Genomic DNA, 15,996 nt, shown 5'->3' on the forward strand with positions numbered 1-15,996 from the left:
GACCGCGCGGTCTCGTCGGTAGCCTTGTGGTTGCCATGAAGACTTCCCCTGTCGCGGTCGCCCTCGCGCTCCTCGCCGCCCTCGTTCTCGGCACGGCCTTCGCCTCGCCCGCCCTCGCCCATGACCGGCTCAAGAGCAGTAACCCGGCCAAGGGCGCGAAGGTCGAGAACCTGGAGGAGGTGAAGCTGACGTTCAGCGCCACCGTGCGCTTCCCGAACGTCGTCGTCCGCTCCGGGGACGAGACCCACCAGGACGGCAAAGCCGACGCCGACGGCCCCGTGGTGACCCAGAAGGTCAAGGGAGACCTCCCTCCCGGCGAGTACGTCATCGCCTACCGGGTGCTCTCCTCCGACGGCCACCCGATCGAGGGGGAGATCCCCTTCACCCTCCTCGGGTCCACCGAACTTTCCCCGTCGCCTTCGGAGACCTCGCCGTCCCCGGAGGCCACCGAGAGCGCCGGAAGCACCGGGAGCACCGGGAGCGGCGGGAGCGCCGGGAGCACGGCCACCGCGAGCGCCCCCGCCGCGAGCACGCCGGTCGGCACGCTCGGCCCGGCCGCCGCGGCCGGGGAGTCCGAGGAGCCCGGCTCCTCGGGAGGCGTGCCCGGCTGGATGTGGATCGTCGTCGGCGGCCTGACCGGCATCGGCATCGGCCTGTTCTTCAGCATGCGCGGCAGGAAGCGCACATGAGCAAGACCGCGCGGGCCGCGCAGGCGGCACCGGTCGAGGCGCCGGCGAACGGCCGGGTCGTGAAGCTCGCCCTGGCGGGCGCGGGAGCGGCCGTCGCCGCCCTGGTGATCGCCATGATCGCCGGAGGCGCCGCGAGCCCGCGCATCATCCCCGGCCTGCCCGACCAGGGCGCGTTCACCCGCTGGGGACTGCCGCTGGCGAAGCTGGCGATGGACGCCGCGGGCGTGCTCGCCGTCGGCACGCTCCTGGCCGCCGCGATCCTGCTCCCCAACGACAAGGGCCTGCTGGGCAAGTCCGCCCTCGGCTACGTCAAGGCCGCCTCCTGGATCGCCCTCGTCTGGGCCGGGGCCGCCGCCGCCACGATGGTGTTCAGCCTCTCGGAGGCACTCGGGCTGCCGGTGGCCGACGTGCTCGGCGGCGACGAGCTCACCAGCTTCGCCAGCCAGGTCTCCCAGGGCATCTCGCTGACCCTGGTCGTGCTGTTCTCGGTCGCGATCGCGCTCTTCGCCCGTGGCGCGATCACCGCCGGCGCGGCCGGCGGCCTGCTGATCCTCGCCCTCGCCACGATGCTCCCGCCCGCGCTGACCGGCCACTCCTCCTCCTCGCCCAACCACGACCTGGCGACCACCGGCGTCGCCGTCCACCTGGTCGTCCTCGCCCTCTGGGTGGGCGGCCTCGGCGTGCTCTGCGCGCACGCGCTGCGCCGCCAGCCGCACCTGGAGATCGCCACCGCCCGCTTCTCGTCCCTGGCGCTGTGGTGCTTCGTCGGGGTGGGGCTGTCCGGCCTCTTCAGCGTCCTGGCCAGGCTCAGCGCGCTCTCCGAGCTGTTCACCTCCGCGTACGGCCTGCTGCTGCTGGCCAAGACCGTCGCGTTCGCGCTGCTCGGCGCCGTCGGCTGGTGGCATCGCAGGCGGACGCTGCCGTTGCTCGCGGCGGGCGGGTCCGGCACGTTCCTGCGCTTCGCCTCCGGCGAGATCCTCGTCATGTTCGCGGCCGTCGGGCTCGCCGTCGCGCTGTCCCGCACCGCGCCGCCCCCTGCGGTCCTGCCCGTCGACACGGCCTTCGACCTGCTCGGCTACACCATGCCGCCGGAGATCTCGCTCGCCAACCTGGCCTCGCTGTGGTGGTTCGACCTGTTCTCCGGCACGCTCATCGCCCTGCTGGCGGGCCTCTACCTCGCCGGTGTCGTACGGCTCGCCCGGCGCGGCGACTCCTGGTCCAAGGGCCGCACGGCCGCCTGGTTCACCGGCGTGCTGATCCTGCTGATCGCCACCCAGAGCGGGGTCGCCCGCTACGCCAAGGTGCTGTTCAGCGCGCACATGGCCGAGCACATGACGCTCTCGATGATGGTGCCGATCTTCCTCGTGCTCGGCGCGCCCGTCACCCTGGCCCTGCGCGCCCTCAAACCCGCCGCCCGCAGGGGCGACCGGGGCCCCAGGGAGTGGCTGACGACGATCCTGCACAGCAGGTTCGTCCGCGTCATCGCCCACCCGGCGATCGCCACCGCGATCTTCATCGTCTCCACCTACGCGCTGTACTTCACGCCGCTGTTCGCCGCCGCGATGGAGGAGCACCTCGGCCACATCGTGATGACGGTGCACTTCCTGCTCAGCGGGTGCCTGTTCTTCTGGGTGATCATCGGTGTCGACCCCGCCCCGTACCGGCTGCCGCACGTGGCCCGGCTCATCCTGCTGTTCGTGACCATGCCGTTCCACGCGTTCTTCGGCATCGCGCTGATGAGCATGACCACCGTGCTCGCCTCCGGCTGGTACGACCAGCTCGGCCGCACCTGGGGCGCGTCCGCGATCGAGGACCAGCAGACCGGCGGCGCCATCGCCTGGGGATTCGGCGAGATCCCGACCCTCGTCGTGCTTCTCGCGCTGGCCTTCCAGTGGTGGCGCCACGACGACCGCGGGGCCCGCCGCGCCGACCGTCGCGCCGACGCCGCCGCGGCCCGCGACGGCGGCAGTGGCGACGCCCAGCTCGACGCCTACAATGACTACCTGGCCAAACTCAACAGGCGAGACGGCGCGGAGTAGCCGGACAGCTACGCCCTTCTATCTTCGAGCCCCCTCCAGGACACCTCCCGGTAGCCTGTATCGCAGGGGGCTCGTGCTCACCGCAGCGGGTGCAGCGCTTCTTCATCGCGCGCCACGCCCAGTCACATATCCGGTCGGGGGGCCGGTGGCTGCAATGTGCATCAGGAAGGTTGAGCTGTGTCCGAGGAAGTGCGCGTACGCGAGGGCCGGAGCCGGAGCCTGGCCCAGGCGCTCGAAGAGCATCTCACCGAATGGGCCGAGCGCACCGGGATCACCGTCGAGATCTGGGCGCTGCCCGGCCGGGACGTCCCGTCCGTGGTCGCCAGAGCCGTGCTGGCCGTGCTGGGGGAGGCACTGGCCAACGTCGAGCGGCACAGCGGCGCCCGTGCCGTCTCCGTCGCCGTCACCCTCGGCCGTAGTGGCCTGCGCATGACGGTGAGTGACGACGGGGTCGGCTTCTTCGGGGAGGCGAAGGGCCGGGGCGTCGCCGCGATGCGCGCCCACTTCGAGCGGCTCGGCGGCTCGTGCGGCGTCAACGGCGTCCCCGGCGAGGGAACCACCGTCACCGGAGTGGTGCCCTGCCAGGACTAGCCGAGGCCGGGCGCCCGCCGGCGGGAGCGGCGCCCGGATGTCACGGTCTTCCCAGGCCGGGGAGATGATCGCGGGACGGGCCCGGACTCAGGGGAGCGTCAGGATCTCGTGGCCCGTCTCGGTCACCAGGATGGTGTGCTCGAACTGGGCGGTCCGCATGCGGTCCTTGGTGACGGCGGTCCAGCCGTCGGGCCAGATGTCGTAGTCGATGGTGCCGAGCGTCAGCATCGGCTCGATCGTGAACGTCATGCCCGGCTCCAGCGTCACCGCGAGTGACGGGTCGTCGTAGTGGGGCACGATGAGACCCGAGTGGAACGTGGTGCCGATGCCGTGGCCGGTGAAGTCGCGGACCACGCCGTAGCCGAAGCGCTTGGCGTAGGCCTCGATCACGCGGCCGGCCACGTTGAGCTGGCGGCCGGGGGCGACGGCCTTGATGGCCCGGTTGGTGGCCTCGCGGGTGCGCTCGACCAGCAGGCGCGACTCCTCGTCCACGTCGCCGACGAGGAAGGTGGCGTCGGTGTCGCCGTGCACGCCGCCGATGAAGGCGGTGATGTCGATGTTGACGATGTCGCCGTCGCGCAGCACGGTGTCGTCCGGGATGCCGTGGCAGATCACCTCGTTGATCGAGGTGCACAGCGACTTGGGATATCCGCGGTAGCCGAGCGTGCTGGGATACGCGCCGCGGTCGCAGAGGAACTCGTGGCCGATCCGGTCGAGCTCGTCGGTGGTGACGCCGGGGGCCACGTGCCTGCCGACCTCTTCGAGCGCCTGTGCCGCCAGCTTGCCCGCGACCCGCATCCGCTCGATGATCTCGGGGGACTTGACGTCGGCCTCCCCGGTCTTCGGGGCCTTCTTCCCGACGTACTCCGGCCGCTGGATGTGAGAGGGAACCTTGCGGATGGGGGAGATCCGCCCGGGCTGGAGCAGTGTCGTCATGGTCCCCCAGTCTAGTTGTGCTTCTCACTGGGCAGTATTGCCGCATGAGTGATCAATGGTGGTTCTGCCTGACGCACATGGCCGTCGAACCCGACGACGGATGCCCGAACAAGGACCGGATGGGACCGTACCCGACCCGCGAGGCGGCGTCGGCCGCGCTGAAGACCGCGGCCGACAGGAACGAGGAGTGGAGGAAGAACGACCGCGCCTGGGACGGGGACGACTGAGACCACGGCCGGTCGCCGGTCGCCGGTGGGCTGCCGGTCGGGTCGCGGCCGGACGCGAACCGGTCGCGGGCTGATCGCAGCCGGATGCCGACTGGGCGCCGGGCGTTCACGGCGGCGTACGCGGGCAGGAAAGACCGTTAGTCGTCCACGACGGGAGAGGCCGAGTCGTCCACGACGGCGTACGCGCGGACGGGGAAGGTGCCCAGGCCGGCCAGCAGCGGTGGTGCGGCGTGGAGGCGAAACCCGCTGCCGGGCAGCGCGGCCAGCCCCGTCATGTGCTCCACGATCGGGATGCCCGCCGCGAGCAGCAGCGTGTGCGCGGGACGCTCGCCGCGGGGCGGGGTGTCGTCGATGTTGAGGCTGTCGATGCCGACGAGCGCGGGCCCCCGCTCCGCGAGCCACCGGGCCGCCTCCGGTTCGAGGTAGGGGTGGCCGTGGAAGTACGCCTCGGTGCCGAAGTGCCGGTCCCAGCCGGTGTGCAGGAGTACGGCCCTGCCGCGCACGTCCAGCCCGGCGAACCGGTCGAGCCCCACGGAGGGTGCCCCCTCGGCCCGTACGACCAGGCCCGGCAGGTCGGCGAGCGACTCCAGCGGCATCCCCGACAGGTCGGGCCCCTGCGGGTAGCGGTGGTAGGGGGTGTCGAGGTAGGTGCCGGTGTTGGCGACCAGCTCGACGCTGCCGATGTGGAACTCCGTGCCCGGCGCGTAGACCTCCCGCGAGGCCTCCCTGCTCAGGTGCACGCCCAGGCGGGGGCCGGGGACGCCGGGGTAGGTGATCATCCCCTCGGTGATGCGGTGGCTCAGCTCGACAAGCCGGGTCACGGGACGCTCACCCCCTCGCGCCTCGCGCGGGCCCCGGCCGTCCTGCCGATCGCGACGAGGCCGATCACGCCCCAGACGACGTTGAGGATCGCCGAGGGCCAGGCCGCGAGGTAGGCCGTGTTCACCATCAGCGCGACCGCCCCGGAGAGGTTGATCACCTGGTAGGGCAGGCCGTCGCCGGCCATCCTGGACGTCGACACCATGGCGTACCCGTACAGCATGACGGCGGCGCCCGCCCAGCCGAGCAGGTTGACGAAGAGGGGCACCGGGTCACGCGCCCGACGGGGAGAGGTTCATGCCCCCATGATTTCGGCCTCGCTCACTGAAGGGCAAATAAAGTTTCCTTAATGTCCACGTAAGCTGAGCTGCATGGATATCGATCCCCGGCGGCTGCGGGTGCTCCACGAGGTCGCCCGTCGCGGCGGCGTCATGCGCGCGGCGGAGGCGCTCCACCTGACGGCCTCGGCGGTCTCGCAGCAGCTCGCGCTCCTGGAGCGGGAGGTCGGGCTCTCCCTCATCGACAGGTCGCAGCGCCGGGTCGCCCTCACCCCCGCAGGGAGGGTCCTCGCCGGATACGCCGAGCGCGTCGAGGAGGAGCTGGGCGAGGCGAGGCGGGAGCTGATCCGCTTCACCGAGCGGCTGGCCGGGCCGGTGGCGATCGCCGCGTTCCCCACGGTCATCCGGCACCTGCTGGTGCCCGCGCTGGGCGGGCTGGCCGAGCGCCACCCCCAGATCACCCCGCGGATCCAGGAGCTGTACGGGGCGCCCGCGCTGCGGGAGCTCCGCCTCGGCGGGGTCGACCTCGCCCTCACCGAGACGGACGCCGACAAGACCGACAAGGCCGTCGCGGCGCAGCAGTCCATCGTCTCCCACCCGCTCTACGTGGACGAGTACCGGATCGTGGCCCCGCCGGGCTGGGCGGAGGTCCCGCGAGAGGTCGCCGACCTGGCCGGGGTGCCCTGGATCGCCGGGCCGCCCGACCAGGCCTGCGGTCACGCCCTGGAACGGCTCGCCGCCCTGCACGGATTCACCCCGCGCCGGGTGCACATGATCCAGGAGTTCCCGCCCACGCTCGCCCTGGTCGCGGCGGGGCACGGGGTGGCGATCGTGCCGTCGCTCGCCCTGCTCGACGTCCCGGACGGCGAGGTCGTCGTCACCGGCATCACCAACGTGGGCGCCAGGAAGCTGGACGCGGTGACCCGTCTTAGCCGTACCCGCTCGGGGGAGCCGGACCCGGTGCAGGCCGTGGTCATCGCGGCGCTCAGGGAGGCGGCCGAGGAACTGTCGGGACGGCTCGGAGCGCGCTGGAACGCGTCCTAGCCGTGCTGGCGGCCCGAGCCGTTTTCCGGTCGTGCCCGGCCGTACCGTGCGGTCAGGTCGGCCGGGTCGGTCGAGTCGGCGAGGTCCGGCCTGGGAGTGACGGCGATGGTACGAGGGGTCCGCTGTTGGCCCGAAAGGCCTGTCAACGGTCCGTGCGTGAGGCTAGTCGGTGATCCGCGGGCCGCTGATCCGGTCGAGCAGCCGGGCCAGGCGGTCGCGCAGGCCGGGGCGGCGGCCGACCTCGCCCGCGGCCATGCTCACCAGGTGCTGGGCTCCGTCGAAGGAGAACGGCGCCCGTTCGGGGACCGTCAGCGCGTCGTGGGCCAGACCCGCCAGGTCCGGGTCGCCGCCGTCCAGGGCCAGGATCGTCGTACCGGTCCTGCGGGCGTCGCTCACCCGTTCCAGCAGCGCCTCGGGGGCGCGCTCCTCGGCCACCACGAACAGCGTCTCGCCCCGCCTGGCCCGCTCGATCCGCTCCAGCCCGACCCGCAGGTGCGCGGGAGCCTCGGGGGCGGGCGCCCAGCGGACCAGCGTCGGAGAGAGCTGGGGCATCCCGGAGAACCTGGCCTCGTCACTCAGGTGCGCGGTCAGGTGCCAGGGTTCCTCCCGGGGCGTGCCCACCAGCAGCAGCCCGCCGGGGGAACGCGTCGCGCGGAGGGCGAGGCCCAGCTCGCGGGTCCGCTCGACCCAGCCGGTCGAGGCCAGGATTTCACGCAGCAGCGTCACCGACCCAGCGTCCATCGCACCATCGTGCCCCAGACACCCCGCACCGATCCTGGAAACGCGCCCCTGAAATGATCGGGACAGGCGATATGGTCGATGGAGTCCGGCCCTGAGCGACCGGGGACGATGAGGAGTGGCGAGTGAGCACTGACATTCCGGACGTGAGCAAGATCTCGATCGGGATCCTGGGCGGGACCGGCGACCAGGGCAAGGGCCTGGCCCGGCGGTTCGCCCTCGCCGGTCACACCGTGCTGATCGGTTCACGGAGCGAGGAACGGGCTCAGACGGCGGCGGAGAGCATCGGCGGATCGGTGCGCGGCGCGGACAACTCGGCCGTGGCGGCCGAGGCCGACGTGGTGATCGTGGCCATCCCCTGGGACGGGCACCGCTCCACGCTGGAGTCCCTCCGCTCCGAGCTGGCCGGGAAGATCGTCGTCGACTGCGTCAACCCGCTCGGCTTCGACAAGCAGGGTGCCTACGCGCTCGCGGTCGAGGAGGGCAGCGCCGCCCAGCAGGCGGCGGCCGTCCTGCCCGACAGCCGCGTGGTCGCCGCCTTCCACCACGTCTCGGCCGTCCTGCTGATGGATCCCGAGGTCGAGGAGATCACCCTGGACGTGCTGGTGGCGGGTGACGACCGCGAGGCCACCGACACCGTCCAGGCGCTGGCGGGCCGGATCCCCGGCATGCGCGGCGTGTACGCGGGCCGCCTGCGCAACGCCCACCAGGTCGAGGCGCTGACCGCCAACCTCATCTCGATCAACCGCCGCTACAAGGCCCACGCGGGCCTGCGCGTCACCGACCTCTGAGGGCTTCCAGCGGGCCTCCAACAGGTCTCCAGCGGGTCTCTAGCTGGCCTTTAGCGAGACGGGCCCTCGGCCCTCGCCCGCGACGGCCGGGTCTTCGTCGACGGCCGTCACCCCGATGGCCGGGCGCTGGGCCGCCGTTTCACCGGCGGCCCGTCGAACCGGGTGGCTGATGGAATCGGTGGCCCGTCGAACCGGTGGTTGGTCGAAACGGCGTCTGGTCAAACCGGTGGTCGGTTGAAACGGCGCCCGGTCGAAGCGCGTCCGGTCGACCCGGTGGCCGGTTGAGTGGATTCGGTGCTCGAACCGGGCCAATCTTGCCTGATTGGATCTGACAAATAGCACCTTAAGCGGACATCCTTGGCGTATGACTGATTTTCGTCCGGAGACCCGTACCGTCCATCTGCCCCAGCCTCCCCTGAACGGCAGCCGTTCCATCACGATGCCGCTCTACCAGACCTCCGGGTTCGTCTTCGACGACCCGGCCGTTTTCGCCGACGGGATGGGCCGCCCGGACGGCGCCTTCGTCTACGGGCGGCTGTCGAACCCGACGGTCCGCTCCCTGGAGGAGGCCGTCGCCGGGCTGGAGGGCGGCGTCGGCGCCGTGGCCACCGGCTCCGGGATGGGGGCCATCAACTCCGTACTCCTCGGGCTGCTGCAACCCGGCGACCATCTGATCGCGCAGAAGCCCCTCTACGGCGGCACCGCCGCGATGATCAACGACCTGGTGGGGCGGTTCCGGATCGAGGTCTCCTACGTCCCCGAGGACGACCCGGCGGCGCTGCGCGAGGCCGTGCGGCCGGAGACCAAACTGGTCTACCTGGAGACCATCGCCAACCCGGTGACCCAGGTCGCCGACCTGCCGGGCATGTGCGCCGCGGCCCGCGAGGCCGGGCTGATCTCGGTGGTCGACAACACCTTCGCCTCCCCGATCCTGTGCAGGCCGATAGAGCACGGCGCCGACATCGTGGTGCACTCCACCACCAAGTACCTGAGCGGGCACACCGACGTGCTCGGCGGGATCGCCGTCTTCGCCTCCGACGAGCTGTACCGCAAGGTGTGGTCGTTCACCACCAAGCTGGGCGCCACCGCGGACCCGTTCGCCGCCTGGCTCACCCTGCGCGGCATCCAGACGCTGCCGCTGCGGATGGAGCGCCACTGCTCCAACACCCGCGAGCTGGCCACCCGCCTGAACGCCCACCCCGCCGTCTCCGTCGTGCACTGGCCGGGACTGCCCTCGCACCCCTCGTACGAGCTGGCGGCCAAGCTCCTGCCCGACTTCGGGGGAGTCTTCTCCTTCGACCTGACGGGCGGGCGGGAGGCGGGGGAGCGGTTCATGAGCTCGGTGAAGCTCGCCCTGCTGGCCCCCTCCCTCGGTGGCGTCGAGACGCTCATCCTGCACCCCGCGACCACCTCCCACCGTTCCCTGACGGCCGAGGAGCTCGCCCGGCACGGGATCGGCGAGGGTACGGTGCGGGTGGCGGTCGGCATCGAGCACGTCGAGGACCTGTGGGCCGACTTCGAGCAGGCACTCGCCTGACGCCGAGGGCAGCGGGATCCGCGATGTCTCCGGCGTCGCGGCGCGGGGCCGCCCGGGAGGCCGGGCGGTTCCCTCAGGATCGTTTTCTGGGGAGGGAGCACGCGTGAGCGTGTCGTTCGAGGACGTGGAGCTGGCCGCCGGGCGCATCGCGGGACACGTCCTGCGTACGCCGGTGGCCGAGGTGTCGCCGGGGCTGTTCCTGAAGCTGGAGGGGCTGCAGCACTCGGGGTCGTTCAAGGCGCGCGGGGGCTTCAACCGCGCGCTGGCCTCGGAGGGGATCCCCGAGGCGGGGCTGATCGCGGCGAGCGGCGGCAACCACGGTCTGGCGGTGGCGTACGTGGCGCGCGACCTCGGTATCCAGGCGGAGATCTTCGTGCCGACGGTGGCCAGCCCGGTGAAAGTCGCCGGGCTGCGCGCGCTGGGCGCGCGGGTGACCCAGATCGGCGCCGTCTACGCCGACGCGTACGAGGCCTCGGTCAAGCGGGCGGCCGAGACCGGCGCCCTGGACATCCACGCCTACGACCAGGCCGAGGTGGTCGCGGGGCAGGGCACGGTCGGCCTGGAGCTCCTGGAGCAGACCGGGGGCGTCGACACGGTCGTCGTCGCGGTCGGCGGCGGCGGGCTCGTCGCCGGGATCACCGTCGCCCTCGGCGGCCGGGCCCGCGTGGTCGCCGTCGAGCCCGAGCTCATCCCGACCCTGCGCCGGGCCCTGGAGGCCGGTGAGCCGGTCGGCGTCGAGGTCTCGGGGGTGGGAGCCGACGCCCTGGGCGCCAGCCGGGCGGGCGGGATCGCGTACGAGATCACGAGCGCGGCGGGGGTGCGGAGCCTCCTGGTCTCCGACGAGGCCATCGTCGAGGCGCGGCGCGAGCTGTGGCGGAGGCACAGGATCGCCGCCGAGCACGCGGGCGCCGCGGCGTACGCGGCCCTGCTGTCCGGCGCCTACGTCCCGGCCCCCGGCGAGCGGGTGGCCGTCGTCGTGTGCGGCGCCAACACCGACCCGGCCACGCTCGTGTGACCCTTCGTGCGTTCCGTACGACCGTTCGTATGACTGCGTGACTGCTCTGTACGGACGGAGGCCGCCCCGGCGCCGCCAGGTTCTCCTGGGGCTCCGGGGCGGCTCCGAACCGAACGGTCAGCGGTAGCTGTGCTCGGCGGTGGGGAAGGCGCCGGTCGACACCTCGTCGGCGAAGCTGCGCACGGCCCTGTCCATCTCGTGGGCCAGGTCGAAGTACTTCTTGACGAACTTGGCGGGGCTGGCGGTCAGGCCCATCAGGTCCTGCCAGACGAGGACCTGCGCGTCGGTGCCCGGCCCGGCGCCGATGCCGATCGTGGGGATCGACAGGGACGCGGTGACCCGCTCGGCCAGGTCGGTGGGAACGCACTCCAGGACCACCGAGAACGCGCCGGCGTACTCCAGGTCCTTGGCGTCGGCCATCAGCTCGTCGCCCGACTGGCCGCGGCCCTGCACGCGGTAGCCGCCGAGCGCGTTGACCGACTGGGGGGTCAGGCCCAGGTGGGCCATCACCGGGATGCCGGCCGAGACCAGCGCCTCGACCTGGGGGAGCACCCGCCGCCCGCCCTCCAGCTTGACCGCGTGGGCGCCGGCCTCCTTCATGAAGCGGGCGGCCGTCTCCAGGGCCTGCTGGGGAGAGGACTGGTAGGAACCGAACGGCAGGTCGGCCACGACCATCGCGCGGGAGGAGCCGCGGACCACGGCCGCCGTCAGGGGCATGAGATCGTCCACCGACACGGGAAGCGTCGAGTCGTACCCGTACACGACCATGGCGGCCGAGTCGCCGACGAGCAGCACGGGGATGCCGGCCTCGTCGAAGACCCTGGCGGTCATCGCGTCGTACGCGGTGACCATCGGCCACCGCTCGCCGCGCTCCTTGGCGGCGGCGACGTCGCGCACGGTGATCCTTCGTCCAGCCTGGCCGCCGTAGAGAGAGGTCGGCCGGTTGGTGACGGAAGAGGACATGGGACCTCCAGTGAAGTCTCGAGGCGCCCCTGTGGCGTCCCCGGACGGTTTCGATGATTGCACGCGTACGACAGGTTCAACAGACCCGATCGGCGTGGTAATCCACCGGGCGGGTACGGGGGTTATGCGATGCTTTCATGCTTTTGGTCCCATATGTTCGCGCCTTCGAGTGGTGACGGAGCGTGAGTGACGGGTGCGCCCGGGCGGTGCTCCGGCGGCGGAGGGGCCGGGTTCGCGGGGGAGTCCGGCGGCCGGGACGCGGGTGATGTGCGACACATCCGGGGCGTTCGAGGGCTGACGGATGGCGGCGTGCGGGCGTTCGAGGGCTGGTGAGCGGTGGTACGCGGGCGTTCGAAGGGTGATGGGCGGCGGTGCGCGGGCGTTCGCGGACGTTCGAGGGGGCGGGCGGCCGGGTGCGGGTGGAGCGGGATGCGCCAAGGGGGCTTCGGCGGGCGGGAGGTGGTGTCCCGGCACGGTAATCCAGTGGCGGGTGAGTCAGGGGCGTACGGCACAATGCTCGCGGAGGTAAGTAATCACAATGGCTGTCGAACCTTACCGCCGCCTGCTGGCGATCCCGGGCGTGCGGTCGTTGCTGCTGGTGGGGCTGGTCGCCCGCATTCCCTCGACCGCGATCGCGATCACACTGACGATGCACGTCGTCGACCCCAGCGGGCTCGGGCTCGGCTTCGCCGCGGCGGGTCTGGTGACCATGGCGAGCACGGTGGGGATGGCGGTCGGCTCGCCGCTGGCCGGAAGGTTCGTCGACAGCCACGGCCTGCGTCCGGTGCTGGTGGTGACCACGCTCGCCCAGCTCGCCTTCTGGTCCACGGCGTGGGCGATGCCGTTCCCCCTGCTGCTCGCGGCCTCGGTGCCCGCGGGCCTGCTCAGCCTTCCGGTGTTCAGCGTGATCAGGCAGTGCCTCACGGCGCTGGTCCCGGTCGACCAGCGCAGGATGGGCTTCTCCCTCGACTCCATGATCGTGGAACTCTCCTACATGGCCGGTCCCGCCCTGGCGGTCGCGGGGGTGACCCTCCTCGGCAGCGTGCCCACCATGGGCCTCGTCGCGGCCGGTCTGGTCGCCTCGGGGGTGGCGCTGATCGTGCTGAACCCGCCCGTCCGCTCGGACGAGGAGCTCCAGGAGCCCGCGGTGAGGATCCCGCGGCGCCGGTGGCTCACCCCGGGCATGCTCGGGCTGCTCGGCACGGTCGTCGCGGCGACCTTCATCCTGGCCGCCACCGAGCTGTCCCTGGTGGCGACGATGCAGCAGGACGGCGACACCGCGTGGGTCGGGCTCGCGATCGGCCTGTGGTGCGCCTACTCGCTGATGGGCGGTTTCGTGTACGGCATGCTGCCCCGGGGGGTGTCGCCGCTGATCCTGATCGGCGCCATGGGCGTGCTCACGATTCCCGTCGGGCTGGTCGGCGGTGACTGGCACTGGCTGGTCCTGGCCCTGCTGCCGGCCGGGGTGCTGTGCGCCCCCGCGCTGTCCTCCACGATCGAGACCGTGACCCGCTGGGTGCCCGCCGGGGCCCGGGGCGAGGCGATGGGCCTGCACGGCACGGCGCTGCTGATCGGCGCGGGCTCCGCGGCTCCCATCGCGGGCGTGATCATCGACGGTCCCGGCCCCGGCTGGGCCTTCGCCGCCGCCGGGCTGGTCGGCGTGGTGATGGTGCTGGTCGCCCTGCCGTTCTGGCGGCGCACCGCGGCGGCGGTCGAGGAGCCGGTCCCGGTGGCCGCCTGACCTCGGCCGTATCCGGGTCCGGGAGGTGCTCGGTCGGCGGGTGCCGGTGATCTGGGGCGCGTCCGATCCGAGAGGTGCTCAGTCCTGGGTGTCCCGGTCCCGGGTGTCGCCGGTCCTGGTATCGCGGCTCCCGGCCGCACCCGCTCCCGGCAGCCCCCGCTCCCGGCCGCACCCGCTCCCGGCAGCCACCCACTCCCGCCGCCACCCGCTTCCGCCGCCACCCGGTCTCGGCGCGTCACGTCGGGGGGCGCATGCTGAGTTCAGGACATTTCACGATAAATACGAAACGATACGGTTGCGTATCGTAATGATCAGCGCTACGGTGGTGTTTCGAAACTTAAGCGTATCGAATACGGGGCCTTCGTGGAACAACAGCTCGGTCACCCGCGGCGGTGGCAGATCCTGGGAGTGCTGGTCTTCAGCCTTCTGGCGGTCGTGCTCGACAACACCATCCTCAACGTCGCACTCAAGACGATCGCCGACCCCGAGGTGGGCCTGGGGGCCACCCAGAGTCAGCTGGAATGGGCGATCAACTCCTACACGCTCGTCTTCGCGGGCCTGCTGTTCACCTTCGGGGTGATCGGCGACCGCACCGGGCGCAAGCGCATGCTCATGGTCGGCATGGTCCTCTTCGGCCTGGCCTCGCTGGCCAGCGCCTACGCCCAGGACCCCATGCAGCTGATCGTCGCCCGCGCGTTCATGGGCATCGGCGGCGCCGCGATCATGCCGGCCACGCTGGCGATCATCTCCAACGTCTTCCCCCCGCAGGAGCGCGGCAAGGCGATCGGTGTCTGGGCCAGCGGGGTGGGCCTGGCCGTGGCGATCGGCCCGATCACCGGCGGCCTGCTCATCGAGCACTTCTGGTGGGGCTCGGTCTTCCTGGTCAACCTGCCGATCGTGCTGATCAGCATGGTGCTCATCCGCCTGGTCGTGCCCGAGTCGCGCGACCCCAAGCCCTCCAAGCTCGACCCGGTCGGCGTGGTCCTCTCCATCGTCGGCCTCGTCGCCATCACCTACGGCATCATCCGGGGCGGGGAGCTGGCCACGATCACCAGCGCCGAGGTGCTCGTCCCGACCGTCTTCGGCATCGTCGTGCTCGCCGCCTTCGTCTGGTACGAGCACCGCATCGACCACCCGGCCTTCGACGTCCGCTACTTCCGCGACCCGCGCTTCGCCACGGCGGTCGGCATGATCGGCATCGTGTTCTTCGCGATGATGGGCGCGATGTTCTTCCTGGTCTTCTACCTGCAGATCGTGCTGGGCTTCAGCGCGCTGCAGGCGGGCGCCCTGATGATCCCCTTCGCCGCCGCTCAGCTGATCTTCGCGCCGCTGAGCCAGCAGATGGCCGCGCGCTTCGGCGGCAAGCTGAGCGCCACCGTCAGCATGGTCGTCGTGGCCGCCGCGCTGGCCTCGTACTCGCTGATGGACCACAACACCCCGATCCTCCTGCTGGAGATCGTGTTCTTCGTCCAGGGCGCGGCGATGGCCAACATCATGCCCCCGGCGACCACCGCGATCATGGAGGCGCTTCCCAGGGAGAAGGCCGGTGTCGGCTCGGCCATGAGCAACACCGTCCGCCAGGTGGCCGGCGCGCTCGGCGTCGCGCTTCTCGGCTCGCTGCTCTCGGCCACCTACCGTGACCAGATCGCCCCGGCCCTGACCGGCCTGCCCGACCAGCTCAGGCACCTGGCGGGCGAGTCGCTGACCGGAACTCTGGGCGTGGCCCAGGGCCTCGGCGCCCAAGGCGCGGGGTTGATCGAACCGGCCAAGCTCGCCTTCGTCGAGGGCATGCACATCACCGCCCTCGTCTCCGCGGTCATCGCGCTGATCGGAGCCCTGATGGTGTTCAGGTGGCTGCCCGGCAAGTCCTCAGCGGCCCCCGCCCCCGAGAAGATCAGTCCAGACAAGGAACCGGCGGTAGTGTAGGAACGCTATGACGACCACCGACGAGATTCAGGCGGCGGGGGCTCGGACACCCCGCCCGGCGGGCCGTCCCCGCAGTGCCAGGGCGGAGAAGGCCATCATCGACGCGACCCTCGACCTGGTCGGGGAGAGCGTGGGCATCTCCGAGCTGTCGATCGAGGCGATCGCGGCTCGCGCGGGGGTCGGTAAGACCACGATCTACCGGCGCTGGTCGAACAAGGAAGACCTGCTCGTCGACGCGCTCGCCACCCTCAAGACGCCGCTGCCCCCGGTCGCGGGCGTCTCGGTCCGCGAGGATCTCGTCGTCTACGCGCGGGTGTTCCTGCGCGACGCGTGCGACGCGCGCAACCGCTGCGTGATGAACATCGCGATGAACGAGGCCGAACGGCACCCCCGCCTGGTGGAGCGCATCCGCCAGGCGACCATCGAGCCGCGCAGGGCGGCGATCACCGCCCTGCTGCGGCGCGGGGTCACCACCGGCGAGCTGCGGGCCGGCCTCGACGTCCCCATCGCGATGGCGAACCTGGTCGGCACCGTCATGTGGTACATCCGCACCGAGGGCGTCGACGAGTGCACCGCCTCCTCCGACCTGGCCGAACGCATCGTCGACCACCTCCTGGCGGGCCTCGCCCCCTGAGGTTTCCCCCGTACGGCGGTCCGGGGGA

General features: G+C 71.7%; 16 protein-coding genes. 11 read left to right on the top strand and 5 right to left on the bottom strand.

Going from position 1 to position 15,996, the window contains the following annotated elements:
* The first annotated feature begins 35 nt into the window (after positions 1 to 35).
* The 3 genes from ABT053_RS20725 (at position 36) to ABT053_RS20735 (ending at position 3,319) form a co-directional block, all read left to right on the top strand.
* Entirely contained in the window at positions 36 to 689 is a 654-nt protein-coding gene (locus tag ABT053_RS20725; RefSeq protein WP_350970725.1) for a copper resistance CopC family protein, read from the top strand.
* Positions 686 to 2,728, top strand: coding sequence for a bifunctional copper resistance protein CopD/cytochrome c oxidase assembly protein (locus ABT053_RS20730; RefSeq protein ID WP_350970726.1), 2,043 nt, complete (start codon positions 686 to 688; stop codon positions 2,726 to 2,728). Before ABT053_RS20725 ends, ABT053_RS20730 begins: the two co-directional genes overlap by 4 nt.
* A gap of 177 nt (positions 2,729 to 2,905) precedes the next feature.
* Positions 2,906 to 3,319 (top strand): sensor histidine kinase, encoded by a 414-nt coding sequence (locus ABT053_RS20735; protein WP_350970727.1) that lies wholly within the window; start codon positions 2,906 to 2,908, stop codon positions 3,317 to 3,319.
* Positions 3,320 to 3,406: 87 nt separating this feature from the next.
* On the opposite strand, the gene map is transcribed toward ABT053_RS20735, so the two are convergent.
* Positions 3,407 to 4,255 (bottom strand): type I methionyl aminopeptidase, encoded by an 849-nt coding sequence (map, locus tag ABT053_RS20740; RefSeq protein ID WP_350970728.1) that lies wholly within the window; start codon positions 4,253 to 4,255, stop codon positions 3,407 to 3,409.
* 44 nt (positions 4,256 to 4,299) lie between these two features.
* Between map and ABT053_RS20745 the strand changes: the two genes are divergently transcribed.
* On the top strand, positions 4,300 to 4,482 hold the full coding sequence (locus tag ABT053_RS20745) for a hypothetical protein (RefSeq protein ID WP_344743302.1): 183 nt from the start codon (positions 4,300 to 4,302) through the stop codon (positions 4,480 to 4,482).
* Positions 4,483 to 4,619: 137 nt separating this feature from the next.
* On the opposite strand, the gene ABT053_RS20750 is transcribed toward ABT053_RS20745, so the two are convergent.
* On the bottom strand, positions 4,620 to 5,303 hold the full coding sequence (locus ABT053_RS20750; RefSeq protein ID WP_350970729.1) for a cyclase family protein: 684 nt from the start codon (positions 5,301 to 5,303) through the stop codon (positions 4,620 to 4,622).
* Positions 5,300 to 5,569, bottom strand: coding sequence for a CBU_0592 family membrane protein (locus tag ABT053_RS20755; protein ID WP_350970730.1), 270 nt, complete (start codon positions 5,567 to 5,569; stop codon positions 5,300 to 5,302). The genes ABT053_RS20750 and ABT053_RS20755 overlap by 4 nt, the downstream gene beginning before the upstream one ends.
* A 103-nt stretch (positions 5,570 to 5,672) precedes the next feature.
* Between ABT053_RS20755 and ABT053_RS20760 the strand changes: the two genes are divergently transcribed.
* Complete coding sequence (locus tag ABT053_RS20760) at positions 5,673 to 6,623, top strand: LysR family transcriptional regulator (protein WP_350970731.1); 951 nt, start codon at positions 5,673 to 5,675, stop codon at positions 6,621 to 6,623.
* Between the two features lie 162 nt (positions 6,624 to 6,785).
* Here the strand turns inward: ABT053_RS20760 and ABT053_RS20765 are convergent, their stop codons facing one another.
* Positions 6,786 to 7,364, bottom strand: coding sequence for a hypothetical protein (locus ABT053_RS20765; RefSeq protein WP_350970732.1), 579 nt, complete (start codon positions 7,362 to 7,364; stop codon positions 6,786 to 6,788).
* Between the two features lie 122 nt (positions 7,365 to 7,486).
* Between ABT053_RS20765 and npdG the strand changes: the two genes are divergently transcribed.
* From npdG to ABT053_RS20780, 3 genes are all read left to right on the top strand, one after another.
* Positions 7,487 to 8,152: an NADPH-dependent F420 reductase gene (npdG, locus tag ABT053_RS20770; RefSeq protein ID WP_350970733.1), complete on the top strand. Its 666-nt coding sequence runs from the start codon at positions 7,487 to 7,489 to the stop codon at positions 8,150 to 8,152.
* Positions 8,153 to 8,516: 364 nt separating this feature from the next.
* A complete protein-coding gene (locus tag ABT053_RS20775; RefSeq protein WP_350970734.1) occupies positions 8,517 to 9,689 on the top strand; it encodes a trans-sulfuration enzyme family protein in 1,173 nt (390 codons plus the stop codon).
* A gap of 103 nt (positions 9,690 to 9,792) precedes the next feature.
* Positions 9,793 to 10,704 carry a serine/threonine dehydratase gene (locus ABT053_RS20780; protein ID WP_350970735.1) on the top strand — a complete coding sequence of 304 codons (912 nt, stop codon included), beginning with the start codon at positions 9,793 to 9,795 and terminating at the stop codon, positions 10,702 to 10,704.
* A gap of 117 nt (positions 10,705 to 10,821) precedes the next feature.
* On the opposite strand, the gene panB is transcribed toward ABT053_RS20780, so the two are convergent.
* Positions 10,822 to 11,667, bottom strand: coding sequence for a 3-methyl-2-oxobutanoate hydroxymethyltransferase (gene panB / locus ABT053_RS20785; protein WP_350970736.1), 846 nt, complete (start codon positions 11,665 to 11,667; stop codon positions 10,822 to 10,824).
* Positions 11,668 to 12,205: 538 nt separating this feature from the next.
* Here panB and ABT053_RS20790 point away from each other — a divergent pair.
* From ABT053_RS20790 to ABT053_RS20800, 3 genes are all read left to right on the top strand, one after another.
* A complete protein-coding gene (locus ABT053_RS20790; RefSeq protein ID WP_350970737.1) occupies positions 12,206 to 13,408 on the top strand; it encodes an MFS transporter in 1,203 nt (400 codons plus the stop codon).
* A gap of 363 nt (positions 13,409 to 13,771) precedes the next feature.
* On the top strand, positions 13,772 to 15,334 hold the full coding sequence (locus ABT053_RS20795; protein WP_350970738.1) for an MFS transporter: 1,563 nt from the start codon (positions 13,772 to 13,774) through the stop codon (positions 15,332 to 15,334).
* A gap of 7 nt (positions 15,335 to 15,341) precedes the next feature.
* Positions 15,342 to 15,968 (top strand): TetR/AcrR family transcriptional regulator, encoded by a 627-nt coding sequence (locus ABT053_RS20800; protein ID WP_350970739.1) that lies wholly within the window; start codon positions 15,342 to 15,344, stop codon positions 15,966 to 15,968.
* Positions 15,969 to 15,996 lie beyond the last annotated feature (28 nt).

This window comes from Streptosporangium sp. NPDC002524 (genome assembly GCF_040295985.1).
Taxonomy (GTDB): domain Bacteria; phylum Actinomycetota; class Actinomycetes; order Streptosporangiales; family Streptosporangiaceae; genus Streptosporangium.

What these genes read in the sequence shown, in the direction of transcription:
- ABT053_RS20725 (WP_350970725.1), top strand. Translation starts at nt 36, where the DNA reads ATGAAGACTTCCCCTGTCGCGGTCGCCCTCGCGCTCCTCGCCGCCCTC.
- ABT053_RS20730 (WP_350970726.1), top strand. Translation starts at nt 686, where the DNA reads ATGAGCAAGACCGCGCGGGCCGCGCAGGCGGCACCGGTCGAGGCGCCG.
- map (WP_350970728.1), bottom strand. Translation starts at nt 4,255, where the DNA reads ATGACGACACTGCTCCAGCCCGGGCGGATCTCCCCCATCCGCAAGGTT.
- ABT053_RS20745 (WP_344743302.1), top strand. Translation starts at nt 4,300, where the DNA reads ATGAGTGATCAATGGTGGTTCTGCCTGACGCACATGGCCGTCGAACCC.
- ABT053_RS20760 (WP_350970731.1), top strand. Translation starts at nt 5,673, where the DNA reads ATGGATATCGATCCCCGGCGGCTGCGGGTGCTCCACGAGGTCGCCCGT.
- ABT053_RS20765 (WP_350970732.1), bottom strand. Translation starts at nt 7,364, where the DNA reads ATGGACGCTGGGTCGGTGACGCTGCTGCGTGAAATCCTGGCCTCGACC.
- ABT053_RS20775 (WP_350970734.1), top strand. Translation starts at nt 8,517, where the DNA reads ATGACTGATTTTCGTCCGGAGACCCGTACCGTCCATCTGCCCCAGCCT.
- panB (WP_350970736.1), bottom strand. Translation starts at nt 11,667, where the DNA reads ATGTCCTCTTCCGTCACCAACCGGCCGACCTCTCTCTACGGCGGCCAG.
- ABT053_RS20790 (WP_350970737.1), top strand. Translation starts at nt 12,206, where the DNA reads ATGGCTGTCGAACCTTACCGCCGCCTGCTGGCGATCCCGGGCGTGCGG.
- ABT053_RS20800 (WP_350970739.1), top strand. Translation starts at nt 15,342, where the DNA reads ATGACGACCACCGACGAGATTCAGGCGGCGGGGGCTCGGACACCCCGC.